Here is a 22,670-nt window from a genome sequence, read left to right on the forward strand (position 1 = left end):
GGTGGCGTCGGGGCGATTGTGCTCATCGCGCCCGAAGGCCGCCGTGCCCTTGTGGGATGTGACTTCGACCGGCACGATCTCGGCGTCGAAGCGTCCTGCCGCCTGAGCCTCGCTGAAGCGTTGCTGGCTGCGCGCCGCCCAGCGGTCCTGATCCTCGCGGCTGATGTTAAAGCGGCTGACCAGATCCTCCGTGTGCCACCCAGAGTGCTGATCAGAGAAGGCATCATTGAGCCCGTCGCGCAGCATGCTGTCGTAAATCTCGGCATTGCCCATGCGGTGGCCCCAGCGCCCGTGCAGATCCAGGTAGGGCGCAAGATCCATGTTCTCCATTCCGCCGGCGATAGCACAGTCACGATGCCCGAGCATTATCTCCTGCGCGGCGTTAATCACCGCCTGGGCGCCGGAGCCGCAGACCCGGTTGACCGTCATGGCCGGCACCGACACCGGCAATCCGGCGTGGATCGCAGCCTGGCGCGCCGGGTTCATCCTGGCGCCGGCCTGGATCACCTGACCCAGCACCACACTCTGCACATCCTCGGGGGTCAGGCCCGAGCGGCGCAGGCTCTCGGCGATGGCAGTAGCACCGAGCTCGGGTGCCGGCGTGTCCTTGAGTGTGCCACCGTAGGTGCCGATGGCCGTGCGTACCGGAGCGCAGAGAACGACGTTGGATTCTTTCATGATTGATTACCTCGCGTATCTGTTTTGTCCTTGCCGGGCCATAACCCGCCATAGAGCCTCTTGAACACCGTCTCGAAGATGCTGTCGCGAGTCGTGCCCACAAGCGTCAGTGCCGAGGTGATTGAGTCGCTCACTGACGTCTCCCATTGCCGATAGGGGCTACTACTATTGACCGGCGTTGGCGTGGCCTCCATCCTCTCGGCCAGCCACTTGACCCCGCCCATCCAGGGCGCGAAGCGCTCCGAGAACATCAGGCGGCTGGTTCTTGCCGGATGCAGTTGGCGCAGCATCTCGGCCGACCAGGGGGTGGTGACCCGCCGCACCCAGGGCCCGACAAAGGTCTCGTAGAGAGTCACATTGCGCTTGGAGAGGGCTTTTACGCGCTCGAACTCCGGTGCCTGGTCGGGGTACTCCAGATCTTCCACATGACGTTCCTCGAAACGCACCTGGAACTGGGGCTTGTGACAGTCCGGGTCGCCGGTGGGATTGTCTATCTTCATCTCGTAGAGCCCGGGGGCAAGGTCATTGAGATCGCCGACGCTCTCGAGGATCGCCCGGTGCTCCAGCCGTGCGACCTTGGCGGAAACGAAGATTCCCAGATGGCCAACGTGTGGGTTGATCAGGTAGACGATTCGCTGGCCAGCGGCCTTGAGTGCCTTGGTGTCTGGGTACACCGCGGGGATCCAGTTGAGCGCCTGGTGCGGTGGGGTGATGTTGTCTCCACTGGAGGCGAAGATCACCAGCGGGTTGCGGATGCGCTTGAGGTCAACGGTGCAACCGGGATGGACTTCAAACTCGCCACGCTCCAGCTTGTTACCGATGAAGAGATTCTCGACGATAGCAACAATCTCTTCCTTGCTCAGGCTATAGAAGCCGGTCCACCAACGCTCGAAGTCCAGAAATCGCTCGCGCTGGCCGTCGATGTCGGCAAACAACTGGTAGTCCTTCTGCCACAAGGTATTTGCCGGCTTGAGGGATTCGAAGTTGGCCGCCAGATGGGCGCCATCAAAGCGCCCGCCCCCCAGATCCGCCAGCAGGTGCGTCACCCAGGCGCCGCCCAGCAGCCCGCCGGCGAGGCGCATGGGATTAACGCCGGATTCGCCGGACCAGTAGGACAGCGGTGAGCCGTTAAGCACCGCCGGCCCGACCAGGCCCTCACAATCAGCCGAGAGCAGTGCGATGGCCCATCCCGCCTGGCAGTTGCCGTAGAGCACCGGCGGCATGTCGGGGTGGCGCTCGGCCAGCGTCTCGACGAAGCGCCGTAGTACGTGTAACACGTCCTCCAGCGTCTGCCCGGGCATGGGCTCGGGGAAGAAGATCGCGAAATAGACCGGGTGCCCCTCGTGGAGTGCCATGCCCACTTCGGAGTCTTGTTTGAAACCGCCGATACCGGGACCATGACCGGCGCGCGGATCGACGATCATCACCGGCGGTTTGGTCTCGTCGAGGCAGTCTTCCAGACAGTCCTCGCCGACCCGGGTGATGCGTAGCAGGGCATAGTTGGCGGGGCGCTCCAGCCGGCGACCGTCCAGGATCATTTCATAGTCGAAGTCGAGTAGCGGTGGCTTGCCGGCCTGCTCATGCTCAAGCATGTTATTGGCACGCTCGCGCAGGGTGTCCAGGTAGCGCACGCCGCGCCGCCACAGGTCGGTCTGGTAGGCGAACAGTTCCGTCGCCGGGTTGCTCGGGATGGTGGCGTGTTTGTCGGGCCTGACCGACGGGTCGGGCGCCTTGTCTGTCGTTGGCTTGGCATTCATAGTGGTTTTACCTCTCGGTGTCAGGATGAAGTTTGGTCAAGTCGGCTCTGCTGGGCAGCGTTGCCGCCAGCACGGCCACCCCGTAGAGGTGCCACCAGCGAACCCTCAATGCCATCTCTCACCGCGATTCCTGCGTTGAAGAATGCGAACACAGGCACGACACCGAAGGTGACTATCTTGAAAGAGCAGAGTCGGTTTTAAATTTCGGTCAAGGAAGGCTTCCGGCCATATTATCCACGTTGCGGCTCTCTGGCGCTGCAAAATTATCAATCAAAGCCCATATTTTTGCCGGGTCTGACAGATAGACTTGATGGTCTTCTCCCATGAGCCGCTCAAATATTGCGTTTGAAAAAAACGGCAGCAATGCGACTGCGTTCTCCACCGGTGCCGCGAGGTCATTTTCTCCATGAATGAGCAGTATTTTTTTGTCCTGTATTTTCGACGCCAGCCTCTGCAAATCCGCGTTCACCAAAATTTCATCAAGCGTGCGATAATAGCTGACCCAGGTATGCTTTTTTGCCTCGTCAAAAATCTCCTTCGGAATGTTTTTTGGCCGAAACCACTCGGTCATGTAAATCGGGTGGAAATAGCAAACGAACTGGTAGGTCGAATCGACGGATAATTCATCCCACAAAGAAATTCTCGCGAAAGTCTCCTTGATCTCCTCTTTATCGGCAAAACTCGGAAGGCCGATGGTCACCAACCCGTCAAACCACTCGGGATGTTCTCCGACCAGCCCCATCGCCAGGATGGCACCAAGCGAATGCCCAACCGCGAACGAATTGCCGGAATCAAAGCCCTCTTTTTTCATCACTTTTTCAATGGCTGTTATGTGTTCTTCCAGATCGTATTTGCCATTGGGTTTGGGTGAGTCGCCAAAACCCAGAAGGTCGATCAACAATAATGAGTAAGAGTCCGGCGCATACGCCAAACCCTTCTTCCAGTACCTCAACGAGCCCGTCAGACCGTGCAGAAGTACTATCTTCGTAGGACCATCACCTATCCGCTCATAGTTAAGCGTCATCGATTGCGGGTCGTATGGCGTTGCAAGCGCGCCGCGGAGATAGGTTTGAACACCGGTTCCGATGAAAGCGAGGATCACAAAAGCAATAGTCAGGTAGAACACGCGTTTTCGCACTGGTGGCTCCCAAATAGCCCAAGTTTATCGAGCGCGATGGCTCGTCACAGTTTGCCAATAAAGGGCTCGTAGACGCCGGTCCAGCTCACACCCCATGCACCAGCCCTCTTGACTCAGGTGGGCGGCTACGCAGTAAATTCCTTAGTAATGCCATTTTAACGGATTTTAGTGTTTCAACAGGGAAGTATCACTCCCATGGGTGCCGAGTCTGGACGACCACAGAAAGCACTAAATTTCCCGAGCAACAAATCAATAAGTTGGGCGCTGAGGTCCGCACAAAGTGCTACCTGATTACTCATGTTGATCAGCTTGCACTGGCCTTCAACGACAAAAAGTATAAAAACGCATCTGGTGAGACGGTGACAACCAAGGTGTGTGGCAGTCTTGAAAACCTGGTTCGTGAACTCCTTATAAGGTGCGGGCCTGAACTATGGGTCCAGTCATTCAGGCAGACGCACGTTAGCGACTTGGCTGGATCGAAAGGGATTTCAGTCTATTTGGTCGGGCCTAAAAGTCCCAAATTGCAAATGACCACTTGTGGTAGTCACCACGCTGATTTATAGTGGTGACTATACCCAATGACTATGGTGTGTCCATGAACCAGGAACAGGTAACGAAATCACAATTCAAGGCAAGGGCACTTGAGTATTTCCGCAAGGTTGAGACCTCTGGAGAGTCGGTAGTGGTTACGGATCGCGGTCAACCAACTGTAGAGATTCGACGCTACCGGAGCGATAAGCGGTCGCCGCTTGAGCGGTTGCGCGGGAGCGTTCTGGAGTTCAAGAGCCCGACAGAACCGGTTGCTGAAGACGATTGGGAGGCTCTGGATTGATCGTTCTCGACACTCACGCCCTGATTTGGTGGGTAAATGGTGACAGCCAGCTTTCCCCGAACGCCAAGGCGGCAATAGATCACGAGCAGCAGGATGAGGACGGAATCATCCTGGTCTCGGCAATATCGGCGTGGGAGATCGCCCTGCTTGTCGGACGTGACCGTTTGACTCTGGGGATGAACCTCGATGACTGGCTTGAAACCGTCCGTGAAATTGAGGGGGTGAAGTTTGTACCTGTTGATGAGGTGGTGGGCGTTGAATCAACACGTTTGCCGGGTGACTTTCACAAAGACCCAGCCGACCGGATGATTACCGCCCTCGCCAGACACTTCAATGTGCCGCTGGTAACAGCAGACGAAAACATCCGGGCGTACAAGCACGTTCGGTCAATTTGGTGATAGGAATCCAGGAGAAAATCGTGAGTGAAGAAACCCCTATTTTGAAGCTGCGCCAGTGTCGGAGTTGTGTGGTTGTGTATCAGTTGCCCTCACCGAAGTAGAGCAAGGCCGGGTTTCGCGAGCGATTTCTAAAGAACGCAAGGATGCGCTGATGAATTTAACACCGTGGGATTATTGGCAGGAAAACGGCGAGCCAAAGGGGCAAACCGAAAAGCTTCGCCAATCTCCGTGCCATCGAGGCCGACCAGAGTTACCTGGAACAGGTGGATCCCCAGAGTGTCTACCGGCTGGGTTACGTACCCCATAACTATCACTTCGGCTGGTCCACTGCCACGCTTGAAGGTCGCAGTGAGCTGGCAATCCGGCTGGCACAGGAAATGGCAGACATGGTCGATGCCGAAACCATGCGCGTGCGACCGCTGACCACGCTCCAGCACTACTGGATAACACCAGTATACGCCTACGTCCGGTTTGGCAAATGGGACCGGATACTGAATCTGGACGAGCCGGCCGAGGACCTCGTCTACCCCGGGCGGTATACCACTATGCCAGGGGCATGGCCTATACCCGCCGGGGCAATCAACAAGCAGCCAAAACCGAACTGGGAAGACTGGATGAGCTACCGCGCGCGGTAGAACGCGAAGATGCCCTGAACTACGACTAACCTCCCAGCTGGTATTACCCGACACGCCAGGCTTTGGGCGAAGTCTTGTTGCAAGCCGACCAGCCTGAGCGTGCTGGGCAGGTGTACCGGCAAGACCTGCTGAAATTTCCTGAAAACGGCTGGTCACTGTTCGGACTGATGAAGGCGCTTCGACGACAGGGATATGTGCAGGAAGCCGAAAAAGTACAACGCCGCTTTCTCAACGCCTGGCAACACGCTGATCTGGTTCTTACCGACTCGCGGCTCTGACAAGCTGATTTTTATAATCGGTGACGGGTCGTGCGCCGGTTTCGGATTACCAGCTTGCGTTCCCAAAAATATGTGCAATTGTTAATTAAATACGTCAACACGCGTATCAATGGAGTGTGCTAGCGCGACGCTTCTTCAGCCGCAGTTTTGTTGAGACCAATGCGCCAATGCAGGTCATCCCGCTTCCTGCGTGGGAAGTCCTACAAAAGGATAAAAACTGATAGGGATCGCGGTCATGAAAAAATTATACACCGGCGCCATTGGCGCTTTTGCAATCTGTTTAGCGTTCACTGCCCAGGCAGATACCAAGAAGGTCGAAGGCACGATCTACTGGGTACAGATTTCACAGGGACAAGCTGTAGAGATGCCGAATGGGACAAAAGGTAGAACGCTCATGAGAAACCATGGAACGGTGGTTCGGGCAAACGGCGACGTATCGAGCCAATGGTGCACTGGGCACCAGGGCGTCCTTGCTTCAGGACAGGCTGGAGGCGCTGGCTATTGCACAAGCATCTCGGACAACGGCGACATGATTTATTATTCGTATATGCTTGGTGAAGAAGGGGAACCGGCGACCTGGACAGTAATGGGCGGTACTGGTGCATTTGAAGGCGCCACCGGCAGTGGCACGTCAACCACTACGTCCCGTCGCGGCGATGGGCAAGCCTGGACCAGCCAATCTAAGGGAAGCATCACGACAATGTAGCCGGCTTGCGAGGAGCGGGGGCTTTCGAGCGCTCGCTCCCCGATGACTCGTAGACAAAGCTTGCTAGCTTGCCAGGCCTCCATTCTGTTCTTGTTGCAACAGAGGAAGGTGTTCAGCTGTAAATAAGCCGCAAGAGAGCAATCGAACCCTCTCGGACGAGTGCCTAAAGGCCGTCTTTGACGGTGTCCAGAATTTCCGTCGCCAGTGCGTCATCATCCACGGCACGCGCCAGAACCATCGCTCCCACCATGGCGGAAAGCGCCGTAATGGATTGTTCCCTCCGCGTTTTTCCGCGTTTGCGGGGCACAATGGGTTCCAGATCCTTAAGAAAGTGCTCCAGGCCGCTGGTCAGCACCGATTGTAACGGTTCGCCGCGTCTGGATCCTTCCACTGCCAGAGTGGTAAAGGCACAGCCAGCTTCCGGATGCCGACGATGCAGCGGCGAGAGATAGCTTTGCTTTATGGCCTCCCAGGGATTATCCGTACTTTTAAGGGCCCGCTGCCGGTTGTCCTCATTCTCCCGCAATGCCTGGGTTGTAGCCTGTGTGACCAGATCTTCCTTGGATTTGAATTGACCATAGAACCCGCCGTGGGTTAAGCCGGCCGCTTTCATCAGGTCGGCAACACCGACGCCATCAACACCGCGCTGACGAAACAGTTGCGCGGCGGTTTCCAGAACCGCCTGTCGATTTTTTTCCGCCTGCTCTCGACTCACTCTCATGACTTGGACCCAATCGCGATTAAACTCGTTGACACGCATTTTAAATGATGGGCATAATTTAAACAAATAGATGATGGACATAATCTATTGCGTCGAACGTTCACAGCGGGCGACTTCATTGATCCCCGTCATGCCAAGGAGACGACCATGAGCAACACACTGCAAGAAGCAATGCCCAGGCGCAGGTTTGCGTCCGCCATAAAGCCGTTAACAAGTCTGGGGCGTGGCACCGGCAGATACCTGCAAGCCCTGATTTTAGTGGGTGGCGCCGCTGTCATGAGTGCGGCCTGTAGTTCGGTAGCCAATACGGACGCCAATCAGTCAACAGATACTTATGAGCTTAAAATGGAGAACCCTGTAAGCCCATCAATCGCAGCCTCCGAGACGCAATATGCCGCTATCGCGGGATCGAAAATTGCCTATCGAACGATGGGTAACGGATCGCCCATTGTTTTGATCAACCGTTTCAGGGGCACCCTCGACACCTGGGACCCTCTGTTCCTGGAACTGCTGGCGCAGTCGCACACGGTGATTACGCTGGATTACCCAGGTATTGGCTATTCCGAAGGTACGTTGCCCACAGATGCTAAAGAAGTGGCCGCAGAAGTTGCGAAACTGGCAGAGCATCTGCAACTGGAAAAATACGATGTATTGGGTTGGTCCTATGGGGGGATGATCGCCCAGTATGTTGTCTTTCTGTACCCGGAGCGGGTCGGCAAAGCGGTTCTGATTGGCACCAATCCGCCCGGTAAGAATGCGGTGCCTTTCGAGCCGATTTTTGTGCAGACGGCCTTCAAACCTGAGTACAACCTGAACGACTACACAGTGCTGTTCTTTGAGCCTGGCTCGGTGAAAAGCAAGCGGGCCGCTAAATCGTCCATGGAGCGAACATGGCCTGGCGTGGACCAGACAAAGGTGCCTAAGGCACAGGAATTGTTACAACGCTATGTGGCCGGATTGAAGGGTATTGTCGTTGACGAGATGGATTTCCGAAGCAAGTTCGCTTCAACAGACGTCCCTATGCTCGCTATATCGGGCGATCATGACATTTCGTTTTCCGTGGATAACTGGTACCCGCTCATTCGGAACGCGCCAATGCTGCAATTGATCTCCATGCCGGATGCTGGCCATGCCCCCCATTTTCAGTATCCGGAACTTTCGGTCAGCTATATCAGCGCTTTCCTTAAATAAATCGGACGCCATGTTCTTCGGCAACGACCGGCTGGATTTTGTGCGCGAAGAACTCGCGCGCGAGGAGGGGACAGCATGAATGACGACAACCCCCTCGCCCTGATCACCGGAGTCGGATCGGGCACCGGTACCGCTCTGGTGAAACGGTTCGCCGAAGCCGGCTATCGGGTCGCCATGGTGGCTAGGAACGCCGACAGGCTCCTGGATCTGGAGCAGGAAATAGAAGGCTCCATCGCCGTGCCTTGCGATGTGACCGACCCGCAGGCCCTTGCCGAGGCCATCAAAAAAGTAGGCGCGCCCAAGGTGGTGGTGCACAACGCCGTTGGTGGCGCCTTTGGAACCTGGGACCAGATCGACCCGGAAACCCTGCGCCAGAACATGGAGATCAATGCCATGGCACTGCTTACGCTGGCCAGGCTAACAGCCCCAGCAATGGTTGAAGCAGGCGAGGGGGCCATCATCGTCACCGGCAACACCTCAGCACAACGAGGCAGTGCCTCATTTGCCGGCTTTGCGCCAAGCAAGGCAGCCCAGCGCATTCTGGCAGAATCGCTGGCCCGCGACCTAGGCCCCAAGGGTGTGCATGTCGCTTACCTGATTATCGACGCGGTGATAGATGTTTCCTGGGCCCGGCGACGTTATGCAGACAAAGGGGATGATTTCTTCATCTCACCGAGCTCTATCGCCGCGGAGGTCTTTCATCTTGCCCACCAACCCAAGGACGCCTGGTCATTTTTGGCCGAAGTGCGGCCATTTAAAGAGACTTGGTGAGCGAAATTGCCGTGGCAAACTCGCACCTTCTAAAAGATTCCTGCCGTTACGATGGCGCCAGAGAAAGGAAAGAATCATGGAATTTGAGGATATACGCGCCAATTTTGCAGAGACCGACGACGGCAAAGCCGAAATTCCAGGGTCTTGGGGGCAGGGGCGCGCGTCTTTCGGCGGGCTACTGGTGGCACTGATTTTTGATCGCATGAAGGGCGCGATGCACGAGGTGCGTAATGTGCGGTCGTTAATGGTGTCTTTTGTCGGGCCGGCTGCACCGGAACACCCTCTGACGCTGTCAGCCGAGATTCTTCGTGAAGGCAAGGCTGTGACGCAAGTCGAAGGGCGCGCAACCCAGAACGGCAAGACCGTTGCCATTGTGATGGGCAGTTTCGGACAAGCAAGAGACTCTGAAGTGACTGTCCATGGCCTAGATGAGGGTTGGCAAACAAACGTGAAAAATAGTCTAAAAACACGCCCAATCCATTGAAATACATAATTTTAGACTGACATATTTTGGTCAGATCCATCCTCAACCCTTGTCCGAACTTTGAGTCTTCCCTGAGGGGCAATCTCAGCCAGTTTCAAATTAAATAGCTGCTGCCCCACCGGTTGCTTCAGATCCTGCGCGTCGTCTGCGAGACGATTGATATGGCATATCTACGGAAAACAAATTGCATATAGGACATAACCTATATAGGTTAAAGCCAATCCCAACTGGTAAATTCGATATGCGATGTGACGATAAATTATGAGAACGCTTGATCAACTTGTCGCGGATGAGACACCCGATGTTGTGGCCCGCGCCCAGGCAAAGGCCGATGACATGCTGCTGGAGCTCACGCTTGCGGAAATCAGAAGGCTGACGGGAACCACGCAAAAAGCCATGGCGAAAGCCTTGGGCATCACACAACCCACAGTGTCCGGGATGGAGAAGCCGGGACAGGATTTGCGACTGTCATCCCTCAAGAAATATGTACAGGCGACCGGAGGCACGTTGCGCATTGATGTGGAGTTGCCGGACGGCACCCATCATGCGTTTCCGGTTTAGGCCCGTCAACAGAGCCACCGCCCCATTCACAGACGACGTGAACGATTTAGAGTAAAAGGACGTTCGATGACCGATCAGACACTGGTGTATACGTTTCAGATCCTCACGATTCTTGCTGTATCCGCTTTTCTTGTCGCCCTCATTCGTTGGACAGGACAGCAGATCCGCCGTGATGAGGAAAAACAACGCCCTTTGTCGGAATTTCCGAATCTGGAAAACGACTGTATTGTGTTTCCGGAGGAAGTCGAGAAAATCAAACGCAAGGGCACCCTCAGCTACCAGGAGTACGATCAGTTGATGAAACGCCAGTTGAAAGCGATCAACGCGGAGATTCTTCGCCGGAAGCAGGACAGTGAACTCTGAAGATACGGCATGACTGAAACACAGAATGACTCCCGACAGTGAATGCGGTAGCATTCGCTCAGAAATCAGCCAGGAGCAGGACGCTCCACGAACCATGGAACAACAGCGCACAAGGAGTGTCATCGGATGGTGCATCCAACTTCCCCCCGGCCAGCCCCATCATGCCCCCAGGGCACGCACACTGCCCAGGGACGACTTGAACACAGTTGTCTGGGCGACAAGCCACCCTGCGCCTGGCACGACCTGAAGGTTGAAGTTCATGGCAAGGGCCACCCCACCACCCAATCACTGGTGGTTTGGGAAAAGGCCGGTGCCGAGGGCGCTGAGAATGCCAACCCCCGTTTGCCAGACGGTGAGCTGAAACACACCGGGCTGAACAAGCGCTCATCGACCCTTCAGGTCTGGCCCTGGCTGGATCAGCCTGAAAGCCGCCTGATGATGCGGGTAGATACCCAGGAAGGCCCACCCATTGATTTACCCCTGGTTGAGACCGTGACCGACACCCAATGGCAGGACGGCGAAAGTGGTCAACACCACGTCATTCTCCCAGTCGTCCCGTTCGACTATCTGCGTGGCTACAACATAGGGCCGTCGCCCTACTGGCCGGTGCTGGCTCGAACCGGTTACCTGTATCTGTTCCGTCATGACCGGTTGTGGCGCGAACTGCGGGTGGTCTGGGAAGGTAACCAACTCCAGTTTTACGATGTTCGGCTGGATGATTACCGTAACGAAGATGGCGAGATCACCGCCGATCAGCGCCCACCCGTGGGCGTCGCACTGTCGGACATCTGGGTGCCGTTTCGACTGGACGGTGACGATCAGGCACTGGAAATCGCCTTTTCAGAATCGCCCGTTCCGGCATCTCGCATCAACCGACTGCAAAGCGATTTCAACCTCCGCCATTACCGCTGCCAGCAAATCAAACGACTGTTGCCGCACAAAATCGCGTTCGACGGTGCCATGGTGGGCGTTACACCGAATGACCGCCCAGTGTTCTATCTGGATGAGGCAAAGCCTCAACGCCCAAGAAAACCGGCCACCGAGTGGCAGTTCGAGCGCCCCTGGCTGTATCTGGAAAACCTGTCCGGCAGCCATGCAGACGAAGCCTATCGAATGGCCGGAGATCTGTACGAACAGTTTGAGGCGGACGAGCGCTCCGGGCCGCTGAAAGACTTTGAAAAGCCCGAACCGGGTGCTCTGGCCCTATGTATCCAGCAGCGGTGTGATGAAGAAGGCAACAACCAGAAAAACCGTTTCTTTGCCGACGAAGACTGGCAGCGCCATCCATCCGCAACGGATGTGCTGGAACCCTTGCGCGAACGGGGCGTATGCGGCCTGAAGATTGACGACCGGCTGTACGAAATGCGCCACCAGGCCCATCGGGTACTCACCGCGCAAACCCTGCTAGCCTTATGCGGTGAGCGAGCAAGCCAAAGCCCGCATCTGGACAGTGCCAAACTGGTCAGCCAACTTATCCTGCCTTCCCGACTTCAGGGCGAACCCAACCCCTTGTACGAACACGCCAGTGCCTTGCCAGACCACGGTCGTCATCGAATTGACCGCCTCCTGATGACTGATGAACGCACGCTGGGGCGGGAGTATCTTGAACGCGCTCAGGACGAACTTCTGCAATGCCTGCGCCGCCAGCCATACCAACAGGTACTGGGGGATTTGTTCAGCAGTGAGGGCTTTGACTACGCCGCAGCCTTTCAATTCACCGGGCAACTGATCAGCCTGGTACTGGAATCCCCCATTAAACAGGACCCATTGCATCCGGAACAGGGCCAACCCGGCACTGACACGCCCGGTAAGCAATGGCTGAGGGGGCTCTGTACCGAACACGAAGCCATCAGCCAAAGCCAGGGTGACGTATCATTGGCCCGGATGCTCTGGCCGCAAGCCGAACCGGACCAGCAAGAGGCGCCGTTCCAGGCACCCAAAGACGCACCGCCGAACCCAGGCGATGGCGTCTTCCGGGGCCAGGCCCTGGCGCAACTGGAAACCGCCAAATTGCCGGACGATTCAGACGGCATCCTGACCCTCGAAGGCCTGCGCCTGGCCGAACAGATTCGTGCTGGGGCGCTGACCACGCTGATGTTCGCCGGTTTCAGCCAGGGTACCAGTGCCCTGAATGCTGCCCACAACGAAGTCCACAGTGCGATACGCAGTGCCCTGAGCGCACTGGAAAACAACGACAGCGAACGCCAGCAGCTCAAGGCGGCTTATCGCCAACTGGAAAAAGAACGCGCCGATCTTCGTCAGCACCACGAACAGCAAGCCCAACAGGCTTTGAAAGCGGGTAACGACGCGTATCGCGCCGCCCTGAAAGAAGCCAGCCGCGCACAGGAACAATTGGATAAAGTTCAAACCCGAACCGAAGCGCAGTTGGCTCAAACCCAGGCCGCCATCAACCAACGGCTGATGGCCCAGCGGCTGGCCACCATGAGCCACCCGCTGGAAGCCATCCGGCAGTCTATGCCCACCCTGTTACCAGGGCTGCGCCTGATGACTCTGGCCAACGCCATCCAACAAGGCAAATACATCCTTGGGCTGGAAGATTTGTCGGCTGACGGGGAGCGAGTCCGTCCCGACACCGAGAGTACCGGCCAAACCCGCGTCTGGGTGTTGGAACGCGACCAGCCGGTCACACAAGCCCTCAGCCGCCTGAGCGAAGCCCAGAACGAACTGATCCTGGCGCAAAGGGCCGCCGAACAGGCCACGGCTAACAGCGCTGAGGCGCAGGAACGACTGGCAGCGGCGCAAAAGCGCTTTGCCAGTATTGGCGACGAACTGGATTCCCTGGGTGGACGTGCCACGTCCGTGGCCGCCGCCATTCGGGCCACCGAACAGGCCATGGAACAGCACCAGTCGAAACTGGGCAGTGCAGAGCGGGGTCGCCTGTTCCGGATGCTGAATACGCCAGTCCTGCCAATGGCGGTGTTGGGGATTGAGGTGGTGAATGTTTGGAACTCGATTGGATCTTATTCAGAGATAAAACGACAAAGAGGTTTCTATCGAGCGATGTCTGGAGCGTCTGCCGGAGCGTATAACTCTTCCCTGGCAGCGCTTTTAATGGCGGAACGCTTCGCAAACGATCATGTAAAAGGCAAGGTAGCGGCTTTTCTTAACTTTGAATTCGATGGTGAAGTGGCTCAGGCCATTGCCAGAGCACTGGGTGTTAAAGCAGTAACCATGAGAATGGTGTTGGGTGCCACTGGTGGTCTGGCCGCAACCGGAATCAGCCTGTCGGATACACTCTATGCGCTCAATACCGGCGACCCCGCTGCCTGGGGCTACGGCGTCACCACGGTGAGCGGTGTGTTTATCACCCTGGCGGCCATGGTGCCTGCCCAGGCCACGTTGTTAGGGCTTGGGCCGCTCGGCTGGATTGGTTTGGCGCTGATGCTGGGCGGTACGGCTTTGATCATGGTGCTTCAGGACGAACCCATTGAGAACTGGCTGCGCAACGGGCCGTTCGGCGAACACGACGGATTGCCCCATTTGCAGGGAGACGACAATGCGGTGGAAGCCTACTACCGTCTGGTGGGGTTGCTGATCAATTTGCGCCTTACTCACCAGCCGGTCCCGCTGATACTCAGCCTTGAGGCACAGGGTATGAAGGCACCTTTGACGCCTGACATCCGCGCCTTACAGGACGCGACCCACACCATTCGGATTGACAGTAATCTGCCGGGGTTACTGGGCTCTCCGGGCATCGAAGCTGTGTGCGAAGTGCAACTGTTGAGTCAATCCCGCCGACTGGGGCGGGACTCGGTGCCAATGTCCAAGCACCCGGTGTCGGAAGATTTGCAGCAAAGTAGCATTCTGCACCAGCAGGCCACACTTACAGGTCACATTCTCTATGTGAAAACACCAGACACCCATCGGACAACGCAACGGCTCCTGGGTATCCCGACCAGCGAGCATGAAATCCGGTACTCTTGGCAAGCGAAAGCACAGTACCGTGTGACCATCGGTGAGGAACCCTATGCGTTTCCAGCGCCGGTGCCGAAAGACACGACGCGATATGATTCGGACAATGTCGAGCATACCGAGCCAGATTTTGAAGACAATGATCAACTCTATTGGGTGAATGGGTTTGCGAAACCCAGCCCGGCATGATGCAGGACGTATCGAGCATGACCGATAGCTATTACGGCCCACAGGCTTACGACGAGCACGGCGTACCGAACCAGCAGCGCCAGACCGCTGACCCCGGTCGGTCCTGGTTTAACCGAACGTTCGATATGCGGTTGCCCTGGGGACTAACAGAGGACGTTGTGCCCCAATCTTTCAGGAAGCGGTTCCGTCCGGAGGTGCTGCGGAAAATCGAATCCAAACCGTCCGGATTTGAGCATATTGAGTTGCATCAGCGGATTGACCACCAGAGGTATCGCCATGCTCCTCCGGCTTTTCGGACCAATTTTTTCAATATTCTCGCGATCTTTGGGAAGGTTATCTTCTTAGGGATGCTTCCGTTTTTCTTTCTTGCATCTCTTGTGGATCTATCCAACACATCTTCGAGCGTATCGTTTGCTGAGTGGGGCCTTCAGATATTGGAAGCGGTTCCGTATTTTTTTGGCATTCCCCTTGCTGTATGGTTTATAGGCGCCTCCCCATTCAAATTTTTCCCTCGCTGGGCCATCAAGCCCTCCAAAGGCCCCGAGTGGGAACTCAACCGCCGCACCGGTCTGGTTACGCTATTTCGGTACGACAAAAAAGGTCGCTGGGGTAAAGCCGGAAAGCCAGAAAAAGACAGCGCCCCGTTCTACGAGTTCGACGCTTACCTGACCAACGAGATCATTCCGCCCGGCCAAGTGGTGCATACTCTTTATCTGGTCCACCGCTATCGGCCCATCCTGATACCGCTGGGCAACCTCATCGGCAAAGTGCGTGGCGAGGAATGTTTTGCCCTGTGGGACATGTTCCAGAACTTCATGGACACCAGCCGCCCCCTGCCTGACATCCCGCTCTGGGAAGAATTTCGCCCTCACGATCCGGTTACCGCTGAATACGACAAGAAAACGAACCGACCGGCTCGTTACTGGCGAGACATGGAAGATGAGACCTGGAAGCAGAAAGAAAGCGAGATGATGGCTAAGGTACGCAGCCTGACCACACCCCATCGGCCCAATCTGATGCGGCGGCATGTGCGGTATGCAAGCTAGCTTCGTATGATCTCGTCAGCAAGAACCGTAGGCGTTTCCAGCGCCTTTGCACAAAGACACGACCCGGCATGATTCAGGACGTATCGAGCATGACCGATAGCTATTACGGCCCACACGCTTATGACGAGCACGGCCTTCCGGACCAGCAGCGCCAGACCATTCACGCCGCAACCAACAAGAACGAGCAGTTTAACGGGTTTGCAAAATGGAGCTTTTTTGGTGGTTCGGGCATCATTGCCGCCAACCTCCGGCATGAGCAGCAAAAAGTGGTGAAGTACAACCTTCCATTGTTTCCACCTAACAGGTTATCAGTTCGAATTCTGGGCTATCATTTCTGCGCTTGGACATGAACATTCCTTTCGCACAGTGTGCCTCTTTTCAGGAATGGCCACAGGAACGGGGTAGAACCCGACCGAATCTCAGTCCCATCTGAAATCTACATCCATTCTGATCAACCAACACAACTAAACGTCACACAATACTGCGCATAATGTATATTATGTTAAATAAGGTGCGGTGTATCTTTTTGCTCACGAGTTTTTTAGTGGACGATTGCACAAAGTGCTGAACAAACGTTGCACAAGTGAGAGGAGCCGCGAATGGAGTTGATAACACCTACTCTTTCGAGGCTAGCAAGGAGACCGAGCCAAAGAATGTTTTCTTCGAGCTCACCAAATCCAGTGGGTTCTTGCGGCGGCCGTGATTCTGATGAAAGCCTTCAAACATCGGCGTAAGGCCGCGTGTTATTCAGTATCGTGAGGGCTCCACCGCTTGGCTAGTGGGCATACCGAACATACCGCCGCATCAGATTGGGCCGGTGCGGCGTGGACAGGCTCAGTACCCTGGCCATCATGTCGTCTTCCTTCTGCTTCCAGGTCTCATCGTCCATGTCTCGCACCCACGACAACATCCGCTCTGCCAACCCTCAACGTGGTGAGTTGGGCTCTACATGGTTTTGATGCATGGTGACTGGGAAATCCGAGCGAAGCGCCCTCACCTCCCAAGGGAAGCCAAGGTTGGAACTATAAACCAGCGCCAGGCGCTCAAAGCGGCGTATTCCGACCCGATTCTTGGCATCAAAAGTCCCATCGCCAACATCGACAATAAGTGCATGTGAATTCGGCGAAATCCGCCGGAATTCAACAACGTCAAAAGCGGAGTGCTCGTTGCACGCTTCGGCCACGTCACGCAATGGTGCCGGCAAATTCGACGTTACCGACTTTCCCAGCGGCTCTCCGTAGTCAATATGAGGGTTGGCAGACAAACGTGAAAAATAGTCTAAAAACACCCCTAACCAAATGAATTAGTTGTAGTTTAGCCCGTATTTTTCGGCTCATGTTTGGGGTTAACCTGATCACCGGCCGTCCCTTGAGGGGTAAGCTCAGCAAGTTTCAAATCAAACAACTGCTGCCCTACCGGACGTCTAAAGTCCAATGTGTAATCTCCAAAACGATTGATATGACGGGTTCGGTACGGCGATAGCGCTTTCAAGACATCTTCGGTGATGGCGATCCCTTCCGCTGCCATATCGCGTAACACCCGGCTGAGGGCTTCGACGTTGTGTAAGATAAGCATATTCGCCACCAGGTGGTTGTACTTCACCACCTTTTGCTGTTCGTGCCGGAGGTTGGCCGCAATGATGCCCTCGCCACCAAAAAAACTCCATTTTGCAAACCCGTTAAACTGCTCGTTCTTGTTGGTTGCGGCGTGAATGGTCTGACGTAATTCCACATCGTCGATGTAGTTCAACAGGAAACCGGTCCGCACGACCTTACCCAGCTCCCGGAAGGCGAAATACAGTTTGTTCTTGCGGCTGTAGGTTCCCAGCCGCCTCAGGATCGTTGATGCCGTAATTTTACCAAGCTTGATGGACACGGCCACACGCAACATATCCGGGAGGTGTCGTTCAATCCGCGCCCAGTCTATATGACCGTTGAACAGCTCTTCGATATGCGCGTAACGGAACCGCCTGTCGGGCCGGTAGAAGTTCAGATCCTTGATATTCCGGATACGCGGCATCAGCTTGATCCCCAGTAGGTACGCCAGCCCGAAAACGGGATAGCTCTGGGCCTGCGTATCACCGTGCAAGGTATCCGGCTGGATATCGCTCTGGTTCTCAAGCAATCCGTCGAGGATGTACACCGCCTCGTGAACCCCACAGGGGATGAAGTGACTGAACAGCGCGATGTAGGTGTCCGAGACGTGGTAGTAACCGATACCGCCGTAACCGCCATAGCGGATGTGGTATTCGCTGAGCAGGTTTTGCTCGTAGAGGTTCCATTTAGTGCCGTCGGCGGCAGCCCGTCGGCCTGTGCCCCAGTAACCGGGCAGTTCGTATTTTTTGTACGCGTTGATGACCTTGACGACCGCGCGGTCCAGTCTATCTTCTGTGACGTGGTTGAGATTGAGCCAGGCCACTTGGCGACGGTTCAGTTGCTTGATAGAGTCCGCCGTCTGGGAGGGACCCAGATTGCAGCCGTAGCAGAAGAGCGTAGCGATGAACCGTAGCCTGGGATTTTCCACGCGCCCCTCGTAGCCTGACAGTGGCCCGAATTCACGGTGTAACCCAAGCCATCGCTCCGCATCAACCAGTACGTCGACGATGCTGCGGGTGCCAAGCCGCCGCGTGATGTCGTCATCCAGGGCCTGCCAATTGGTCGGTGACCCCTGCTTCTGGTTGCGTTTGATCACGATGCGACCGTCTTCGATTGCGGCGTGTGTATTGTCCGGGAAGGCGGCATCCACCAAGCGGCTTACCTGAGTCAACTGATCTTTGAGATGGCGGCTGAGAGCCTTCGGTTCGATGGGAAGCTCCACTTCCAGCCCGTACTGATCAATTTCCTGCTCGTAATCCGACCAGCTCACCAGTTGATCGCGATGGTCATCGAAGCGATCCCCGTGAACAACCGCCAGATCGGCAGACTTCAGTTCCTGTTTCACCAGATTCAAAACGGCCAACTCAAAATATTTACGGTGAACCGTCACACTGTCCGGCCGGATGAAAATCAGACGGCGCCACTTTTCGAGCGTCCACTTGGTCTGCTGGATGATTTCGACCAGATCCGGCGAATGGACCCGCAAATCCAACGTCTCGGCTTTCAATGAACGGGTCTTCCGGAGTAACTCGATCAGTTGAATCGACAGTAAGTCGCTGGAGGTGCTTTGAAACGTGAGTATTTCCAGGCAGTTGTACAGCAGGCTGCGTTTGGTTCGAAACGGTCGCAACATGAACGGCAGGTAGTTATTGCCCGCGTAGGCCAGATGCTCCTCGCATTCGTCCAGCCACTCCTGGCGCTTGTCTCCGACAACGGCCTGAAGCGATTGCCACGGGTTCGGCTCGGCCTCCATGGCAGTCAACACGTCTTTAAAGCAGGAGACCAGTCGATCGGTGCGCTGGGTCTGCTCCATTTGATAGGCCAGGAGATTTTGCTGGGCGGTGGTTTCCAGTTGCCTCATCAGCTTGATCAGAAGCTCGGCGGTATCATCCAGCGCCTGGGCATACTGTTGCCGGATCAGGACCACCGCCAGGGCATAGCGTTTACGCGCAGGGATTCGAGCCATTTTGGCCACATCCAGCGCTCGTGCTTCGTGGGCGAACTGTCGCCGCTTGATCACGGGAATTGATTTGACACCCGGCAATTGCTCGACGATATCCTTCAGCCACTTGAGGTGTTGCAGGTAGGACCGGATTTCTTTATTGGTCGGCTTGCGGATTTCTCGCTTCAGCCGTTGCCAACCGCTGATCTCGATTCCCGGTGGCGATACCAGCAAGTCATTGACCAGTGCCTTTGTTTCGTCGTTGAGTTCGCTGACGATGGACCGGTAACAGCGGTCATTGACGGTGGCCCGGGCATTCTTGGCGAGCCTCAATAACACCGTAAAGCCGGGAATTTCGAAACGGTGACGCACCAACTCTTCCAGAAGGATATTGATGATATCGGCCAGCACCTCGCGGGACTCGGCGGCTTTCTTCGCTTGGCTCGATAGCCAAGCATGAGCCGCCTCGTCCAGAGTCCGGCTGCCCACATAGGTTCGAATCCACGGGATATGGCGTTTACGGGTGGCAGAACGATCATACTGTTGTCGTTGGGCTTTGGTCGGTTGCTTGTCGAGACCAAGGCACTGCGCAATGTGACGACGCAAATCGCCCGGCAAACCGACCGACGAGGAAAAGAACCCCTGTTTCTGATACGCCTTCAGGTGCAGCAATAAAAAGAAGCGCTCCAGGATCTGCCGGGTGCGCCGACGAGCCCAGCGCTGTTCGCCGGACGTGGGCGTGTACACTGCATCAAGTTCCTGTTGCGGGATATCCGTCCGAAACCGTGGATAGGCTGTTTCCTGAATAGCACTCATGACCGGCTCAATCCCATGCTTGCCCGGTGGCCGGGTCCGTGATCAGTGTCTCCACCCAGCAGGCTTTGTCGGACGCAATGCGGTGTATCTCATCGATCAAGTCGTCCATCATTTCGTCCAGCTGCTCATCCGACGTTGCAGGCACCTCAATGCGGTAGTCTCCATTGTTCTGCTGTTCCATCTCGAACGGTTTCAGGCAATGGGCTTCGATTACCGTGCGGGCCTGGTGGTGTTTCCGGCTGCGAGGACGTTGCGGCTCCAGGGTGAGCTGGACGGTCAATGCCCGGTGGCGCGGTTCGAATACGCTCGCCAGGCGTGGTTGGCCGACAGACGACGCCACTTGGGTTGGGATTTGCATCAGGGCCTGCTCGAACGGCGATTTAGCTTCAATGTATCGCAAGGCGGTCTGGGTATCCTGCCAACCGACGTACTCCATCAGCGCTTTGATTTCCCAACCGGAAGCACTGGCCCAGGTGGCAAAACCGCGTCGCAGCGAGTGGCTGCTGAACGCTTCCACAGCGTCAATGTCTGCGTCGGCCAGAAGCTGGCGCAGTACCGGCACGATGCTGTTCGGGTGCAATGAAGTATTGGAAATATTTCCCCAGCGATCAATCGCCCTGAATAGCGCACCGCTGGGCTGGTTCAAAAAGTCCAGCCAATCCTGACAGGCGTCCACGGGACAGCACTGCCTCAGAGCTGGCACCTTGTACAGGCGACCATCGGCCTGACGATCCCCCTTGCTCCTCCGCAAGTACAAGGACATACCGGCAGCGGGGGCCAGTGCGACATCTTCAATGGTTAACCGACAGAGTTCGTCGCTGCGAAAGGCTCGCCAGAATCCGAGCAAGACCATAGCCCGATTGCGTAACCAGACCCCGAGGCGCCTTGAATCATGCTGACGCGCCTGCGCGATCTGTTCGGCCAGCCACTGATCCAGTTGCTGGAGCTGGGTGATGGCCAGTGGCTTGGCTTGTTTTTGCCGGTAGGGATGCTCTTCGCGAATGCCCTTCAGAACCGTGCGCACTAAAGGAGCTTTCGTCGGATCTGGAAAACCCTGGTCCCGGTGCCAGCGTGCCAGCGCCGCCAGGCGCTGCTTCAGGGTGGCGGCAGAAAGCCTCTCGGCATGATCGGCGAGATAGCGAGCAACGCTGTCGGCGGTTGCGGGCAGAAACCCACCCCAGGTCACCTCAAAATGCTCGACTGCGGATCGGTAGCTCCGTCGGGTATTGTCGCGGGTAGCAGCCCGAACGTACCGATCAACCGTCATTGGGCGCACCAGCGTCGTCCGATTTCGGCAATGTTCTTGTCGCTTCCCTTATCCAACGTTCGGCTGCTTCGCACTCGTGTTGATCGAGTGGTTCGGCTTGTTTGTGCATTTTTGATCTCCTGGTGCGGCCTTGGTCCGGGGCGGCAACTCGAGTCATATCGTACCGAGCATCGGTCAGTATAGCCGTCGAAATGAGCATCACAATGGATAACTCTGGATTATCACATGTTTGTTTTGCTGTTCTTTTCAACTATATTTCTAACGTATATAGTATGTAATAACGTATTACGTAATACGGTATGAAATAAGCATGAGGACACCACCATGGCCCGAGGCGGCATCACCCAACCCCTGGTCGAAGACGCCCGAAAACGTCTTCTGGCACGCAATGTTCACCCCTCCATCGACGCCATACGCGCCGCGTTGGGCAACACTGGCTCAAAGACCACCATCAGCAACCATCTGAAAGCGATTGAGGCACGAGAAAGCACCCGTCTGGATGATGAAGCGCTTCTGAGCAACCAGGTCACCGAGTTGGTTGGCCAACTCGCCCGGCAATTACGCCAGGACGCGCAGGAGACCATCGAACGGGCTGAACAGCGCCACCAGGCCGAGGTCGCCAGCTTGCAGGAAACCCTGAAGGCACAGACCGCTGAGACCCGGCAACACCAGGCGCAGAACGAATCGCTGGCTAAGGAGCGGGATGAGTTACAGTCCGAAGTCCGCAGGCTTCAGAAGGCGCTCTCGACACTCGAAGGCGATAACCGCGCACAGGCCCAACGCATTGAAAGTCTGACTGAGCAGGTACAGGACAAGCAGCGCCAGGTGGACTCGCTGGAAGAAAAGCACGGACATGCCCGCGAGGCACTAGAGCACTATCGCGGCTCTGTGCAAGAGCAGCGCGAGCAGGATCAGCGGCGGCATGAGCAGCAGATCCAGCAAGTCCAGGAAGAGCAACGCCACCTGCAACAAGCCCTGGCCGTGAAACGCGACGAGCAGACCCAGGCCACCCGTGAGATTACCCGGCTGTTCACGGAGGTGACTGAAGTTCGAAAGCAGTCGGATCAGTTGACGCAGCAACTTGGCGAGCGGGAGCGCGAAAATCGTCGTCTGGTCGACAAAACGGTGCGGTTAGAGCAGCAAGCCTTAGCGTTACGTCAACCAAAGGCTGCCTTTGAAAAGCAGCAGCGCGTGAACGACCAACTGAAAGCGAGGGTTCAGCAGCTTGAAACCGAGCTGAGCGTGAAGAATGAGCTGTTGGATCGTTTGAGCGCTGGCAACGATTCCGACGAGACGATCAGAAGGGCCCCTTAATGCATTCGTAAAGACACGGTCTGTTGACGAAAGGAGCAGATCGCTCGTGACCGCG

General features: G+C 56.2%; 19 protein-coding genes and 1 pseudogene. 14 read left to right on the top strand and 6 right to left on the bottom strand.

The features are described 5' to 3' along the window. The 3 genes from AC13C0_RS01210 to AC13C0_RS01220 all read right to left on the bottom strand — a co-directional run. Nucleotides 1-678: thiolase family protein (locus tag AC13C0_RS01210; RefSeq protein WP_482953803.1), on the bottom strand; the 678-nt coding region annotated here is incomplete at its 3' end. After that, nucleotides 675-2,435: a DUF3141 domain-containing protein gene (locus tag AC13C0_RS01215; protein ID WP_482953804.1), complete on the bottom strand. Its 1,761-nt coding sequence runs from the start codon at nucleotides 2,433-2,435 to the stop codon at nucleotides 675-677. The genes AC13C0_RS01215 and AC13C0_RS01210, both read right to left, overlap by 4 nt. A gap of 208 nt (nucleotides 2,436-2,643) precedes the next feature. Next, nucleotides 2,644-3,573 carry an alpha/beta fold hydrolase gene (locus AC13C0_RS01220; protein ID WP_482953805.1) on the bottom strand — a complete coding sequence of 310 codons (930 nt, stop codon included), beginning with the start codon at nucleotides 3,571-3,573 and terminating at the stop codon, nucleotides 2,644-2,646. Between the two features lie 565 nt (nucleotides 3,574-4,138). Between AC13C0_RS01220 and AC13C0_RS01225 the strand changes: the two genes are divergently transcribed. The 5 genes from AC13C0_RS01225 to AC13C0_RS01245 all read left to right on the top strand — a co-directional run bounded on the left by AC13C0_RS01225 (nucleotide 4,139) and on the right by AC13C0_RS01245 (nucleotide 6,422). Beyond that, a complete protein-coding gene (locus AC13C0_RS01225; RefSeq protein ID WP_227539401.1) occupies nucleotides 4,139-4,405 on the top strand; it encodes a type II toxin-antitoxin system Phd/YefM family antitoxin in 267 nt (88 codons plus the stop codon). Then, nucleotides 4,402-4,803, top strand: a complete 402-nt coding sequence (locus AC13C0_RS01230) for a type II toxin-antitoxin system VapC family toxin (RefSeq protein ID WP_341581949.1) — start codon at nucleotides 4,402-4,404, stop codon at nucleotides 4,801-4,803. The genes AC13C0_RS01225 and AC13C0_RS01230 overlap by 4 nt, the downstream gene beginning before the upstream one ends. Before the next feature lie 263 nt (nucleotides 4,804-5,066). Continuing rightward, the gene (locus AC13C0_RS01235) at nucleotides 5,067-5,438 is read left to right on the top strand and encodes a hypothetical protein (RefSeq protein ID WP_482953806.1); all 372 of its coding nucleotides are present in this window, start codon (nucleotides 5,067-5,069) and stop codon (nucleotides 5,436-5,438) included. Nucleotides 5,439-5,515: 77 nt separating this feature from the next. Then, the gene (locus AC13C0_RS01240) at nucleotides 5,516-5,716 is read left to right on the top strand and encodes a hypothetical protein (protein ID WP_482953807.1); all 201 of its coding nucleotides are present in this window, start codon (nucleotides 5,516-5,518) and stop codon (nucleotides 5,714-5,716) included. A gap of 235 nt (nucleotides 5,717-5,951) precedes the next feature. After that, a complete protein-coding gene (locus AC13C0_RS01245; protein WP_482953808.1) occupies nucleotides 5,952-6,422 on the top strand; it encodes a hypothetical protein in 471 nt (156 codons plus the stop codon). A gap of 163 nt (nucleotides 6,423-6,585) precedes the next feature. On the opposite strand, the gene AC13C0_RS01250 is transcribed toward AC13C0_RS01245, so the two are convergent. Next, entirely contained in the window at nucleotides 6,586-7,224 is a 639-nt protein-coding gene (locus AC13C0_RS01250; protein WP_482953809.1) for a TetR/AcrR family transcriptional regulator, read from the bottom strand. A gap of 66 nt (nucleotides 7,225-7,290) precedes the next feature. Here AC13C0_RS01250 and AC13C0_RS01255 point away from each other — a divergent pair, with 66 nt between their 5' ends. The 8 genes and pseudogenes from AC13C0_RS01255 to AC13C0_RS01290 all read left to right on the top strand — a co-directional run. Then, a complete protein-coding gene (locus AC13C0_RS01255; RefSeq protein ID WP_482953810.1) occupies nucleotides 7,291-8,334 on the top strand; it encodes an alpha/beta fold hydrolase in 1,044 nt (347 codons plus the stop codon). 75 nt (nucleotides 8,335-8,409) lie between these two features. Continuing rightward, nucleotides 8,410-9,105 (top strand): SDR family NAD(P)-dependent oxidoreductase, encoded by a 696-nt coding sequence (locus AC13C0_RS01260; protein WP_482953811.1) that lies wholly within the window; start codon nucleotides 8,410-8,412, stop codon nucleotides 9,103-9,105. Between the two features lie 76 nt (nucleotides 9,106-9,181). Next, complete coding sequence (locus AC13C0_RS01265) at nucleotides 9,182-9,589, top strand: acyl-CoA thioesterase (protein WP_482953812.1); 408 nt, start codon at nucleotides 9,182-9,184, stop codon at nucleotides 9,587-9,589. A 261-nt stretch (nucleotides 9,590-9,850) separates the two neighbouring features. Next, entirely contained in the window at nucleotides 9,851-10,150 is a 300-nt protein-coding gene (locus AC13C0_RS01270; RefSeq protein WP_482953813.1) for a helix-turn-helix domain-containing protein, read from the top strand. A 66-nt stretch (nucleotides 10,151-10,216) separates the two neighbouring features. Continuing rightward, nucleotides 10,217-10,513, top strand: a complete 297-nt coding sequence (locus AC13C0_RS01275) for a hypothetical protein (RefSeq protein WP_482953814.1) — start codon at nucleotides 10,217-10,219, stop codon at nucleotides 10,511-10,513. Nucleotides 10,514-10,639: 126 nt separating this feature from the next. Further along, nucleotides 10,640-14,635, top strand: coding sequence for an ABC transporter permease (locus AC13C0_RS01280; protein ID WP_482953815.1), 3,996 nt, complete (start codon nucleotides 10,640-10,642; stop codon nucleotides 14,633-14,635). Nucleotides 14,636-14,652: 17 nt separating this feature from the next. Beyond that, nucleotides 14,653-15,681 (top strand): hypothetical protein, encoded by a 1,029-nt coding sequence (locus AC13C0_RS01285; protein ID WP_482953816.1) that lies wholly within the window; start codon nucleotides 14,653-14,655, stop codon nucleotides 15,679-15,681. 149 nt (nucleotides 15,682-15,830) lie between these two features. Then, nucleotides 15,831-15,962: pseudogene (locus tag AC13C0_RS01290) on the top strand (Tn3 family transposase); the annotation flags it as partial. Nucleotides 15,963-16,995: 1,033 nt separating this feature from the next. Here AC13C0_RS01290 and AC13C0_RS01295 read toward each other — a convergent pair. Together AC13C0_RS01295 and AC13C0_RS01300 are read right to left on the bottom strand one after the other, a co-directional pair. Beyond that, complete coding sequence (locus AC13C0_RS01295; protein ID WP_258075655.1) at nucleotides 16,996-20,034, bottom strand: Tn3 family transposase; 3,039 nt, start codon at nucleotides 20,032-20,034, stop codon at nucleotides 16,996-16,998. A gap of 7 nt (nucleotides 20,035-20,041) precedes the next feature. After that, nucleotides 20,042-21,301 (bottom strand): site-specific integrase, encoded by a 1,260-nt coding sequence (locus AC13C0_RS01300; protein ID WP_104417068.1) that lies wholly within the window; start codon nucleotides 21,299-21,301, stop codon nucleotides 20,042-20,044. Between the two features lie 324 nt (nucleotides 21,302-21,625). Here AC13C0_RS01300 and AC13C0_RS01305 point away from each other — a divergent pair, with 324 nt between their 5' ends. Then, nucleotides 21,626-22,615, top strand: a complete 990-nt coding sequence (locus tag AC13C0_RS01305; RefSeq protein WP_482953817.1) for a DNA-binding protein — start codon at nucleotides 21,626-21,628, stop codon at nucleotides 22,613-22,615. Nucleotides 22,616-22,670 lie beyond the last annotated feature (55 nt).

The organism is Marinobacter sp. B-21 (genome assembly GCF_056857895.1).